Source organism: Ruegeria sp. BHSA123 (assembly GCF_059613425.1).
Window position 1 is genome coordinate 21,591 of record NZ_JBXWSL010000029.1, and the last position, 12,764, is coordinate 34,354.

A 12,764-nucleotide genomic window follows, 5' to 3' on the forward strand; every position below is an offset into this window, starting at 1 on the left:
GGGCTGCCCAATGCGTGACCCGTTCAAATCCAGCTACTACCTAAACCCTCGGCATGTCCTATTGGAGGGTAGTGGGACCACGCTGGTCAACCCGTCTACCTTGCAGCCCGTCGGGGTTTTTGGTGAACCGTCGCCGCAGATCGTGGACCAGGTTCTGGATCGGGTCAATGCGGCGCAAAGGAAATGGTCTGCAACGGACTGCAAGTCTCGCGCGCGGGTATTGCATCAGATCGCCAACGAGATCGAAAGCGGCGACATGACTGAGGTCGCCCGTTTGATGACATTGGAAACGGGCAAACCTTACCCTGAATCGATCGGCGAGATTGCGAATATCCCGCCGGTTTTCCGGTACTATGCCGAGATGGCGCGCAATGACGCGGGCAAGATCGCGGGCACCATGCAAACTGGATCTTTTCAGTATCAGACATACGAGCCCTACGGCGTGTCCGTGCATGTGGTTCCATATAATTTCCCCCTCATTCTTGGCTGCTGGTCGATGGCCGCATCACTTGCGGCAGGTAACGGTGTTGTGTTGAAAGCCTCACCCGCAGGAACTTTGTGCACGATGGCGTTCATGGAGTTTTTTCAGGCGCTGCCTCAAGACCTTATTGCTTGCCTGTCGGGCGGGGCAGACGTGGGTAAACAGTTGATTGCCAGCCCCAAAACCCATGTGGTCGCCTTTACAGGGTCCGTGCCGACAGGTCGTGCAGTCGCGGTGGCCGCAGCAGAGAGTCTAAAACCGGCAATTATCGAGGCTGGCGGGAGCGATCCACTTATCGTCAGTAAACACGCCGACATCGCGGTCGCTGCTGCCGGAGCAGTGACTGCTGCCTTTTTGCAGTCGGGTCAGGTTTGCACATCGTCTGAACGGATTTTTGTGGTCGATGATGTATATGACGATTTTGTCGACGAGTTCGTGGCCAGAACCCGGAAACTGCGCATCGGCGACGGCATGGGGGTGGCGGAAATTGGACCTCTGGCCTCCAAGGAAGCGCGAGATAAGGTCGTGCGGCTGGTGCGCGATGCAACGGAGAAAGGCGCGGTGGTTGAAGTAGGAGGCTGTATCCCGGATGATGCAGGGCCAGGTTGGTTTTTCGAACCAACGATCCTGACCGGCGTGACGGCGGACATGTTGCTAACTCAGGAAGAGGTCTTTGGGCCGGTCGCTTCGGTCATTCGGGTTAGCGACTTTGACCAAGCACTTGAACTGGCAAACGCGTCGCAGTTCGGCCTTGGCGGATGCCTGTTTACCAGCGACTTGGAGGAGGCATTTCAGGGGGTGAATGAACTACAGGTGGGGATGGTTTGGGTCAACAACCCGCTGGTGGACAACGATGCCTTGCCTTTTGGCGGTATCAAGAATTCTGGACTTGGACGCACGCTAGGCCTTCAGGGACTCGAGGCATTCAGGCGATCCAAGATGGTCGTGATCGACCCGAAGGCGAAGGAGGCGGACTGGTGGTATCCATATCCCGACGACTGGTTCTATTCAGATGACGTACAAGGCGGGAGAAAGCACACCGGCTAGGGTGATCGGTGCGACCTGATCGACTCTACAACGGATGATGAGCTAACGGCAGGTTTGTCCCGCCAACCGGAACTGCAATGTCTATTTTAGAATGTCCAGTTCGGGTAGTCCGCGGCCCTCCGGCACAAGCGGGCCAATGGCTGAAAAATCCGCAAGACATCTTCAGCGCTTTTCTACTGTGGGTCTGCCATCCGTCCCAATAAGGTCATTTATCTAAACAACCGGGGCATGTGTACTGTTTGTCCGTTAGATTAATAGTTCCTCTGACATTCGACATAGGCCAAATCCGGCTCCCGCAACCGGGTCGAATAATCTCAACACAGGCCGTTCAGACTACAATTGATCCACTCGATCAATTGCTTAACGTCCTCATCTCGTCAGCCTCATAACCCGAAAGTCAGTGGCTTCGGTCAACGGGACAACCAGGCAACAATCTGGTCCGTTTCCAGTCTCCTGCGCGTGCGTTGTGGCAATTGAATCACCAGTCCTCGGTTGGTTTGAAACGACTTGGTATGCGCAACGATCAGCTCGCCCGTGGCCAGGGCGTCTTCGATCAGGCACAGGTGTCCCATCAGTATTCCTGCGCCCGCCTTGGCTTCCTCTACGGCCAGACTGTAGAGGGAGAATTGAGCACCACCTTTGGCATTATACAGGTCATAGCCAGAGTGCTGGGCCCATTTGGTCCAATCTTCACTCCACACCAGATCGTGCAGCAACGGTAAATCCCGAAAACCGTTTGCGCGGCATATTTGGTCCTTAAGTGTCGGGGCACAAACCGGCACGATTTCGTCCGGGCAAACAACCACCTGATTTGCCGTGTCGTTCGGTGGAGCGAAGAAGATTGACAGGTCGAACAGTTCGCGCCCAAGGCTCGGCGGCGCTTCCAGCGCTGTGACGGAAAAACTGATGTCGGGAAAATGAGATCGGATCTGGCGTAGCCTTTTGGGGAGCCAGAGTTGAGCAATGGCCGGCAAGGCAGCGATATGAAAATCTGCATTGGGTTTAAGGTTGCGCAGCGCCTGGGTCGCGTCGGCCAATTGGTCAAAAGCCCGGGTAAATCCAGCAACCAGCGATTGCCCCTCGGGCGTGAGTTCTACGCCTTGTGCGTTGCGTCGGAAAAGGGGTGCACCGGCCCAGCCTTCCAGCGTTTTGATGTGTTGCGAGATGGCGCCCGGTGTGACGTTCAACTCTTCGGCCGCGGCGACAAAGCTGATGTGGCGCGCCGCCGCCTCGAAAGCGCGCATTGCGTTCAGTGGAGGCCCTTTGGGGCGCTTTGGGGAAACGCTCATCATCATAGCCTTAGTTTTTCTACGCCAAGAAATAACAATTCTGCTTTGCGAAGTCACGCAGCAGCGGCCACAGTGGAAGAAAAAGGAGGATGTCAGATGACACTTGCACATAGAGACTGGGTGCCCGCCGCAAGCGAAACGCTGGTTCAGAGTATCTCAACAAAGACAGCATCAGCATCGTCCGGCGACCTACTGGGCCGGATCGTGCATCTGGCAGAGAAAAACCGCCGCATTCACGAGAAAGAGTGTTTCAACCTCAACCCCGCGACAAATGTCATGAACCCCAAGGCCGAGGCGCTTTTGTCGTCGGGTATCGGATCCCGGCCATCGCTGGGCTATCCCGGTGACAAATATGAAATGGGGCTGGAAGCAATCGAAGAAATCGAAGTCATCGCGGCCGAGCTTTGCGCAGAGGTCTTTGATGCCCGGTTTGCAGAGGTTCGCGTGCCGTCGGGCGCAATTGCAAATCTTTATGGTTTCATGGCGACCTGTAAGCCAGGGGATACAATCATCGCTCCGCCTGCAACGATCGGCGGCCATGTGACCCATCATACTGCGGGCTGTGCAGGGCTGTTCGGGCTGCGCACGATCGAGGCTCCGGTAAACACAAAAGGTTACACCGTCGATCTGGACCAGCTGCGCGATCTGGCGCGGGTTGAGCGCCCCAAGCTGATTACGATCGGCGGAAGTCTGAACCTTTTTGAACACCCTGTTGCCGAGGTGCGGGCCATTGCGGACGAAGTTGGCGCGAAAGTCATGTTCGATGCCGCGCATCAGTGCGGGATAATCGCGGGGCGTGCATGGTCGAACCCGCTGAATGAGGGCGCGCATTTCATGACCATGAGCACCTATAAAAGCCTTGGTGGACCAGCAGGTGGATTGATCGTGTCGAATGATGTCGACATCGCCAAAGCATTGGATGCCATTGCTTTTCCCGGGATGACGGCCAATTTCGATGCCGCCAAAACGGCCGCGCTTGCGGTTACGATGCTGGATTGGATAGATTTTGGCCAGGTGTACGCAAACGAGATGATTGCACTGTCAAAAGCACTTGCCGCCGCGTTGGATGCGCGGGGCGTTCGCGTTTATGCGGGTGCGGAAGGCTTCACCAATTCGCATCAATTCGCAGTTCTGGCAGATCCCTATGGCGGAGGGCAGGCCGCATCAAAGAAACTTCGCGAAAGCGGGTTTCTTGCATGCGGCATCGGATTGCCTGTCAAGCCGGTTGAAGGGGACTTGAATGGGTTGCGGATCGGCACTCCTGAATTGGTTCGCTGGGGCATGACCTCTCAAGATGCCGAGCGCCTCGCCGATTTGATCAGGCGAGGTCTGGACGGCGAGCCTGTTGCTTTGGAAGTCTCTGCCTGGCGCAGTGAATTCGACACGCTGCATTTCGTGAACTAGGCGCAAGCGGCCACCACAATCGCCCGGTCTGGTGGCTGCTCTTAACTGTTTTCCTGAATAATCGCCTCAATTCTGGCCAATGTAGCAGAGTTGACGGCGACACCTTTTTGACCTGCCGCAAGGCGACATGCACGGCGCCCATCTCCGGGCAGGTGCGCGCCGTCCTGATTTCTGATCGACGCGACCAAGTCCGAAATTGCGTTTGAAAACAGTCCATTTGACGAAACCGCAGGGTCAATAGCGATGAAGAACTGCCCGGTTTTCGGTGGACCCCCGACCGTCCCCGAGAACGGAGAGGCATGCAGCCCAAGTGTAGACCCCGTCAAAGCGGCCGCCATGATTTCAGTCAGCAAAGCGATACCCACACCTTTGTATCCGCCGGATGGGGCCATGCTTCCTTTCAGACCGACATTCGGGTCTGTTGTCGGGTTTCCATCCGGGTCCAGCGCCCAGCCGACCGGAATGGCTTTGCCTTCTCTGGCGTGTTTCATCACTTCGCTTTTGGCGATGGTGCTGGCGCTCTGGTCGATCAGCAACGCGGGTTGTCCGTCTGGACCCGGTACCGCAACAGAGAACGGGTTGGTGCCGACAACGGGCTTCGATCCACCCGAAGGAGCAATGGATGCAGGTGCATTGGTGAATCCAAGACCAACCAGGCCCGCCTGCGCCAGTCGATACGTGTGATAACCCAACACACCGCAATTGTAGCTGTTGGTGATCGCAAGAGCCGCGATGCCCTGTTCGCGTGCCGCCGTGGTTAATGCTTCGAAGCCCAGGTCAATGGCTGCATGTGCGAACCCGGTCGCAGCGTCTACACGGATAAGGCCGGGGCGCGGGGTTTCCAGCGTCGGTACTGCCTGACCGTCGACCTTCCCGCATTGTACATGTTCACAGTAAATCGGGATATAAGCCAGGCCGTGGCTGGCCACCCCATCCGCTTCGGTTGCCGCCGTGGCCACGGCCAGAGGGCGCGCGTTTTCTTCACTTGTGCCAGCGGCAACCAATGCGATGAAGGACAGCTTTTCGATTTCGGCAAGCGACAGGGTTTGGGTCTCGGTCATCTGATGATCCTTCAGTCATTGTCCGACAGGCCAGAACCAGCGCCAAGCAGTCGGGATTCTTCGGTTGCAGGGGCATATGTACGGTGCGCCATGGAGTCGAGGATCTGCCACACCTCTGCATTTGGAGCGGCACGGCTTTGCAGAGGACGACTGTTTTGAATGTGGCCGCCCTCAGTTATTTCAACATGATCAGCGCGGTCTAAATTGCAGTCTGCGCAGCTTAAATGAACACCATCAGTTATCGCAGCATACCCGTCAAAGGTGACTTTTACTGTCGTTCCCAGTTTTTTGGCCCCCGCAGCGACAAAGGGCAGCAACAGCAGTGGTGCCGCGAGATTTGAAATCGAAATGGTGCCTTGGGACAGGACGGTCGGTGAATCCGATATCGCAGCTCCGGTCATCAGGGGGCACAGGTCTTGTTGGCCAACCCATACTCCGTTCTGAAGCACAGGAATGTGGCGTTCCAGACAGGGCGCATATTCACGTTTGAGCAGTTGGGCCAGAATGGCGGGCCCGTCGAACCCTTGGGCGTTTAGCCACCGGGTGGCTTTCGCAGCCTCTTCCGCCACGCCCCAGGCATATCCGGCCCCACGAGTTGCGCGTTTGGCTGTTGCTTCGACTTCGTTCAATGAAAAGGTCATTGCGCAACCTCCGGATAAACCCACAAATCTGCGTTCGCGGTATTTAGCTCATCGGGGTAGGGGGCGCCGGCATACATGCAGATGCGGACCCAGCGATCTGAACGAGGGTCGAAATGCGTCGCGCCAAAGAAGGATAGTTTTGCGCGCAACATATCGATGGGCATCACGTTTGCGCCGATTGTGTTGTCATGGATCTCACCATATGGCGCGACACGGCTGATTTGTGCGCGGCGTACGGTGTGGCGGTGCTCAGGGTGGCGCATAAGAAACTCTGCTATCGGCGCATCATCCGGCCACTCTTGCAAAGCCTTGAAAGCCAGTGCCGCATCACGCGCGGGCGCGAGCGGTTGTTCATAGTCTGCAATCGGTTCTTCAAACCGTTCACCCAGTCGGGGTTCCAGTTTCTCTTCGGAAACGTACCAGGCCCGCGCGCAGTTTTTCGGATCACTCCAATCAAGGTCCAGCGCCCAGTCAAAGCTTTGGCGGATCAAGTCGCGCACATCGGATACCCGCGTCGCTCCATCAATCACCTGTGCAGCCGCATTTGTGTCCGCCATGCAGCTAGACAGCCCGTCCACGACATCTCCGTAAGGCTCAAGGATCAGCGAGGCCAGCAACTCCTGGCCTTCTTCGCTGAGCGCAGTTTCCGACCATCGGATCATTCGATCCCACGGATGGTCTTGTGTCAGGTCGTCCGTAGCCAGAAATGCGCTGATTGAATTCAGGTCGTCCTTTAGCGCAGCGAGTTTTTCAACCTGTATCGGGTGTTCAGATTGCCACCACGTGATTGACTGTTTGCTGCGCGCGAAAACGTCGCGAAAGACACGCGCGTCTTTTTCGGTTGCTGTCTCAATTGACCGCACGCGCGAGATGGCCTCTTCCCGCGCCATGATCCAGTTGTTGAACAGAACGGGATGGTTCACGATGAACGGCGCCATTCCCAGTCCTGTGGAATTTCCGATGCCCAGCCAGCGTGCGATTTCAGGATTAAGCGCAGAGGTCTGATCCCCGCCTTTGACCTGCGCCATACATTGCACCAGATCGCGTACAAAAACTCGGGTCAGATAGACTGACAGCATTTCGATCTGGAAGGGACCACTGACCTCATTCCGGTCCGCCGTTTTCTCACGATCCGCAGCGCCGAATTTGCCCGACCCGTAAACAGCCGTGGTCCTCATCAGATAGCCGACCTGATAAATCTGTTCCAGGTCCGGTTGCTGGCCCGCAGCCAGACGATCCACCACATGAGCCCAGAGTCGCACGGAACGGTTGGCGCGTGACAGTGACAATTCGGTTTCGCTGACACGCCCTGCCTCTTGCAGCGGTACGTTCAGGGACAGGCGATCTATGTCTTCTGGCGTGGGGATGCCATCGAACAGCGCAAAGGTGGCGTCCCACGCTTCGGCAATAACCCGGTCTGACCGTTGATCGGCAGGCAGGTCATGGGCAAAGGCGACCAGCGAATAGGCGCGATCGGGGCCTTGCGCGGTATAGACCGCATGCCCGACACCTTTGTCGTCAATTTCAAATGCAGGGCGCGAAAATCTCCAGTTTTCATCGGCCATGCGGCGTGTCAGTTGCCGCATAAAGCTGAGCCGACATTGGTGTAGTGATCCCAGTCGTGACAGTCGCATGACCATAGCGGGGTCACGTCTGGCGATCTCTGTCTGCGCGTGTGGTTCCATTTGGTTACCTTTGTGGGACGAAGTTCTCGGCAAAGAACCGATACCAGTTCCTGCCCATGATCCCGGCCACTTCGTCATCGTTCAGGCCGGTCGCGCGTAACCCTTGTTCGATGTTTCCAAAGTCTCGGTTGTCCTGAAACCAGCCCGGCATTGGTGGAAACCCCGGGGCCGAGGCCGAGCCTTCGCCATAGTCGATTTCTTTTGTCCACCGCCCCACACGCATCCATTCAACGATGCTGTCAGGCTGATCCTGGCACAGGTCAGTGCCGATCCCCAGATGTTCGGCCCCATATTTGTCCGCAGTGCGGGCGATCATCTCGCAAAAGCTCTCCAGAGTGCAGTCGGACTTGTCCTTCAGGTGGTGAGGGTAGACCGAAAAACCCAGCATCCCACCGTTTTCAGTCACGGCGCGGATGACATCATCTCGCTTGTTGCGCAGGGCCGGGGACCATTCGTGCGGATTGGCATGTGTGATTGCGATGGGCCGGTCCGAAATCTCAGCCGCTTCGATTGTGGACCGGTCTGCCGAATGGCTCATATCCACCACAAGGCCCACGCGGTTCATCTCTTTGATCACCTGCTTGCCCATTCTGGTTATGCCGGTGTCTTCGGCCTCATAACAACCGGTCGCAAGCAGGGATTGGTTGTTATAGGTCAGTTGCATGAACCGCGCGCCCAAATCATGCAGAATTTCAACCAGCCCGATATCGTCTTCAATGGGTGACGGGTTCTGAAACCCGAAAAACACTGCGGTCCGGCCCGTTTTACGGGCTGAGTCTATATCGCTGGCCCACCGGCCCTTCATGATCAGATCTGGGTACTGCTCGAACCAACGGTTCCATTTCTCGAAATTCAGAACCGTTTCGCGAAAGTTCTCATGATAGGAGATGGTGACATGGATCGCGTCCACGCCCCCTTCGCGCAGCTGGCGGAAGATCTTCTCCGACCAGTTGGTATATTGCAGGCCGTCGATCCGCATCAGACCGGGCCTGCGCTGATATAGGCGGTTTTGACGGTTGTATAGAACTCGGCTGCCGCCTTGCCTTGTTCGCGCGGTCCGTACGAGCTGTCGCCCCGGCCACCGAATGGTACGTGGTAATCGGTGCCAGCGGTGGGCAGGTTAACCGTCACCACGCCGGTGCGCGCGTTGCGGCGGAAATGGGTGGCGCGGGCCAGTGATTTGGTCACGATGCCTGAGGTCAGGCCGAAATTGGTGTCGTTGACCACGCTCAGCGCCTCGTCATAGCTGCCGACCTTGATGACGGATGTAAGCGGTGCGAACATTTCTTCGCGATTGATGCGCATGTCGTTGGTGGTGTTCAGGAACACGCCCGGCGACATGTAGAACCCGTCATGGGGCATCTCCAGGCGCTGACCGCCACAGGCCAGCTCGGCCCCTTCGGATTTGCCCAGGTCGACATAGGTGAGGTTTTCATTCAATTGCTGCTGACTGACGACGGGACCCATCTGCACGCCCGCTTCCAGCGCGTGACCCACTTTCATTGCCTGCGCACCGGCAACCAGTTTCTCGACAAAGGCATCATGGATGCCCGCGTGAACTACCAGACGCGACGAGGCGGTGCATTTCTGACCGGTGCCACCAAAGGCCCCGCCCAGAGCCAGCGTCACCGCCAGATCCAGATCGGCGTCGTCCATCACGGCCAGCGCGTTTTTAGACCCCATCTCCATTTGCACTTTGGTCAGGTTCTGGATTGCTGCGGCGGCGATACCTTTGCCTACGGGCACCGATCCGGTGAAGGAAATCGCATTGACCTTGGGGCTTTCCACCAGACGTTGCCCAACCGAACGGCCCGAGCCCATCACAAGGCTGAACAGACCTTTCGGGACATCCTGCCGTTCGATGATTTCAGTCAGGGCCACAGCCGAGGCGGGGGTGATGTTGGCGGGTTTCCACACAATCGCGTTGCCATAGCACAGCGCCGGGGCAATCTTCCACGAGGCCGTTGCAGTGGGGAAGTTCCACGGGCTGATGATTGCGACAACGCCAACGGCTTCGCGGCGCACATCCACTTCGATATCGGGGCGTACGGAATCGGCGTTTTCACCGATCTGGCGCAGACACTCGGCGGCGTAATAAGTGAAGAACTGACCGGCCCGGTAAACCTCACCCTTGCCTTCGGCCAGCGGCTTGCCTTCCTCGCGGCTCAGCAATGTACCCAGTTCTTCGGCGCGGGCCATCAACTCGTTGCCGATGGCGTTCAGGACGGCCTGTTTCCGCTCCAACCCGTAGGCAGCCCATTCGGTCTGCGCGACGCGCGCCTGATCCAGAGTCGCCTCAAGCTGATTGGCGCTGGCCTGTGTGAACATGCCAACCAGATCGCTTAAATCCGAAGGATTGCGGTTTTCAATTTCGCTTTCGCCCGCCAGCCATTCGCCGGCAATCAGGTTCAGTTTGGTCACGTCAGGCCCCAAATTCGCAAATTTCGATTTGGGTAAGGATGGAACTTTCGACTAACATCAGTCAAACTCAAATAACTTTAGTAAACTTCAGAAAGTTTGAAGTATGGCGATGAAAGTCGAGATGCTGCGGTGTTTTTGTACCGTGGCCCAAACCGGAAACCTTGCCGAGGCTGCCAGCCGTCTGGGTCGGACACAATCCGCCGTCTCAATGATGCTGAAACAGTTTGAAGATCATCTGGGCAAGAAACTGTTTGAAGGTGAACGGAAAAATCACCTGTCGCCGCTGGGTCAGCAGGTTCTGGACCTTGCGCTCAAACAGGTGCGCGATTTTGATCAGACTGTTCAGAATATAGAAATGGCGGCGCAGGCGGAACATGGGTTGATCCGTATCGTATCCGTGCCGTCTGTGGGGGCTTTGGTCTTTCCCGCCTTGCTGGGACATATGGCATCACGCTTTCCCGGATTGAAGATCGAGTTGCGAGACGGGGATTCGCAACAGGTTCTGGACGCCGTTGCCGGGGATAAGGCGGATATCGGCATTGCATCCGGCCATCATCCCCTGAACGGGGTCAGTACCGAGCCTCTGTTTCAGGATCAGTTCGGACTCGTTGCAGCTTCTGATCATCCGCTTATGACACAGGCCAAACCGCCCGAAATCCGTGACCTGATGGCGGCACCCTTCGTGCGAAACGCCTTGTGCGACATCATTGAATCATCCTCGTTCAAAAAGATTCTGGACCGGGCCGAGGTTACTATTCACAACACGCACTCGCTGATCACAACGGTCAGGGCAGGCCAGTGGATCACGGTCCTGCCGCAGACCGTCGCGCAATTCATCCCGGACGCGGTCGCCTTTCGCCCGATTTCAGACTTGCCGGACAAGCGAGAGGTATACCTTTACCGTCGAGAAAGAGCCCGCTTCCGCGAGATCACCCAGGCCTGCTGTTCGTATATCCTGTCCAGCGGTTTCGGAAACACTGGCTTGGTGCAGGAGCCAGTTTTGGATTAACCCTGCTCAAAAACACAAATTAATTAGGTTCTAGCAGACTCGAAGCGGCTCACATGCTAGGTTCCAGGTTGAAGCGGGGGACTTCAGATGGGAAACATGTCTCAGGACCTTAGGGGCTGGCTGAGCGCAATTGGATTAAACGAGTACGCGCAGGCCTTCGCAGACAACAAAATCGATTTCTCCATCCTGCCTGATTTGACGGCCGAGGATTTGATCGAAATTGGGGTGACGGCCGTCGGTGATCGGCGGCGGCTGCTGCGCGCCATCGAACAGATTGATACCAGCCAAACATCAGCAGAGCCTGAACCTGCTGCACAGCTCGAGCCCGCGCGCCGACAGGTTACAGTGATGTTTGCCGATCTTACCGCATTCACGAAACTATCCAGTGAGCTGGATGCAGAAGATCTGCATGCGCTGCTGAATCAATTCTTCAGCAAAGTGGACAATGTCGTCGAAAAGTATGGTGGTCGTATAGACAAGCATATCGGCGATGCGGTCATGGCCGTTTTCGGAGCGCCGATTTCACATACCAATGACACCGAAAGGGCGGCGCGTGCTGCTGCCGAGATACATGCAGTTCTACCGACTTTGTCACCACCGCTTTCCTGCCACATCGGTATTGCGTCAGGTCAGGTCATTGCCAGTACGACCGGAAGTCAGTCGCATACAGAATACACTGTCACAGGGGATGGGGTAAATCTGGCGTCCCGTCTGACGGATATTTCCGCAGGCGGCGAGACTCTGGTTTCACATGACATTCAGCGCGCGTTGGGACCGCTATTCGTGGGCGAATCCCTTGGTGTGAAGGCCATCAAAGGGCTGAATGATCCCGTTGAAATTTGGCGTCTGGATCGATTGGCCCGGAACATTCGCACACGGCGTCATAAGTTCATCGGGCGCGAGCGGGAGTTGTCGGTGTTCTCGGCCACATTTGACCGATGCAAACGCCACGGCAAGGGCGAAGTCCATGTGATTCTGGGTGAGCCCGGGATCGGAAAAACCCATTTGTCCGAGCAAGTCGCTGAACTGGCATCCGGCCAGTCCTACACGATCCACAACGGTGTCGTGATGGATTTCGGCGCGCGCGAAGGGCATTCGGCCATTCAGATGGTCGCCCGCAGCATTCTGGGTCTTGACCCGTCGGATGGCGCAAAAACGGGTGCCGCAGCGGCCAGGGACGCAATCGCCAGGGGCTGGGTCAGCCCCGCGAACGCCGCGCACCTCAACGCGCTGCTTGAGCTGGAGCAGGACGCCGGTCTGGCCGAGGTGTTTGCGGTGATGGACAACAAGACCCGCTTGCGCGGAAGGCGGCAGGTCATTGAAGAGTTGCTGTCGGCCAGCAGCCGGGAAGCCCCCCTGCTGATCCAGATCGAGGACATCCACTGGGCCTCGCCCGAGATCCTGGTGACCTGCTCTCATATTGCGGCGGCGACGCGGAATATCCCTTGCGTGTTGATGATGACCAGCCGGGTTGAAGGCGACCCGATTGACCGGGACTGGCAAATGGCAACCGATGGCGCGCCGGTGTCCAAGATGGAACTGGCGCCGATGGGCGAGGAACAGGCCAGACTGTTGGTCGAAGAATTCACGGCCATCGACCCCGAGTTGCTGGAAACCTGTGTCAAACGCGCCGGGGGCAATCCGCTGTTTCTTGAACAGTTGTTGCGCAATACAGATGTACTTACCCAACAAAGCGTGCCCGGCAGTATTCAGGGGATCGTTCAGT

Annotated in this window: 10 protein-coding genes; 4 read left to right on the forward strand and 6 right to left on the reverse strand. The window is 57.0% G+C overall.

Going from position 1 to position 12,764, the window contains the following annotated elements:
- The first annotated feature begins 10 nt into the window (after nt 1–10).
- Nucleotides 11–1,528, forward strand: a complete 1,518-nt coding sequence (locus AC2FNC_RS14080) for an aldehyde dehydrogenase family protein (RefSeq protein ID WP_480556023.1) — start codon at nt 11–13, stop codon at nt 1,526–1,528.
- Nucleotides 1,529–1,938: 410 nt separating this feature from the next.
- Here the strand turns inward: AC2FNC_RS14080 and AC2FNC_RS14085 are convergent, their stop codons facing one another.
- On the reverse strand, nt 1,939–2,823 hold the full coding sequence (locus AC2FNC_RS14085; RefSeq protein WP_496715654.1) for a LysR family transcriptional regulator: 885 nt from the start codon (nt 2,821–2,823) through the stop codon (nt 1,939–1,941).
- A 90-nt stretch (nt 2,824–2,913) separates the two neighbouring features.
- Between AC2FNC_RS14085 and glyA the strand changes: the two genes are divergently transcribed.
- On the forward strand, nt 2,914–4,221 hold the full coding sequence (gene glyA, locus AC2FNC_RS14090) for a serine hydroxymethyltransferase (RefSeq protein WP_496715656.1): 1,308 nt from the start codon (nt 2,914–2,916) through the stop codon (nt 4,219–4,221).
- Nucleotides 4,222–4,262: 41 nt separating this feature from the next.
- Here the strand turns inward: glyA and AC2FNC_RS14095 are convergent, their stop codons facing one another.
- From AC2FNC_RS14095 to AC2FNC_RS14115, 5 genes are read right to left on the reverse strand one after another with little or no spacing between them, the layout of a single operon-like run.
- On the reverse strand, nt 4,263–5,282 hold the full coding sequence (locus tag AC2FNC_RS14095; RefSeq protein WP_496715657.1) for an Ldh family oxidoreductase: 1,020 nt from the start codon (nt 5,280–5,282) through the stop codon (nt 4,263–4,265).
- A gap of 11 nt (nt 5,283–5,293) precedes the next feature.
- Nucleotides 5,294–5,923, reverse strand: coding sequence for a DUF3726 domain-containing protein (locus tag AC2FNC_RS14100; protein ID WP_496715658.1), 630 nt, complete (start codon nt 5,921–5,923; stop codon nt 5,294–5,296).
- Nucleotides 5,920–7,608, reverse strand: a complete 1,689-nt coding sequence (locus AC2FNC_RS14105; RefSeq protein ID WP_496715659.1) for a hypothetical protein — start codon at nt 7,606–7,608, stop codon at nt 5,920–5,922. Before AC2FNC_RS14105 ends, AC2FNC_RS14100 begins: the two co-directional genes overlap by 4 nt.
- Nucleotides 7,609–7,612: 4 nt before the next feature.
- Nucleotides 7,613–8,587, reverse strand: a complete 975-nt coding sequence (locus AC2FNC_RS14110) for a membrane dipeptidase (RefSeq protein ID WP_480625286.1) — start codon at nt 8,585–8,587, stop codon at nt 7,613–7,615.
- Nucleotides 8,587–10,029 carry an aldehyde dehydrogenase family protein gene (locus tag AC2FNC_RS14115; protein ID WP_496715661.1) on the reverse strand — a complete coding sequence of 481 codons (1,443 nt, stop codon included), beginning with the start codon at nt 10,027–10,029 and terminating at the stop codon, nt 8,587–8,589. The genes AC2FNC_RS14110 and AC2FNC_RS14115 overlap by 1 nt, the downstream gene beginning before the upstream one ends.
- Nucleotides 10,030–10,132: 103 nt before the next feature.
- On the opposite strand from AC2FNC_RS14115, the gene AC2FNC_RS14120 reads away from it, so the two are divergent.
- Both AC2FNC_RS14120 and AC2FNC_RS14125 read left to right on the forward strand, forming a co-directional pair.
- Nucleotides 10,133–11,038 carry a LysR family transcriptional regulator gene (locus tag AC2FNC_RS14120; protein ID WP_480555321.1) on the forward strand — a complete coding sequence of 302 codons (906 nt, stop codon included), beginning with the start codon at nt 10,133–10,135 and terminating at the stop codon, nt 11,036–11,038.
- 87 nt (nt 11,039–11,125) lie between these two features.
- Nucleotides 11,126–12,764 (forward strand): adenylate/guanylate cyclase domain-containing protein (locus tag AC2FNC_RS14125; protein ID WP_496715663.1); only part of this gene is annotated, 1,639 nt, incomplete at its 3' end.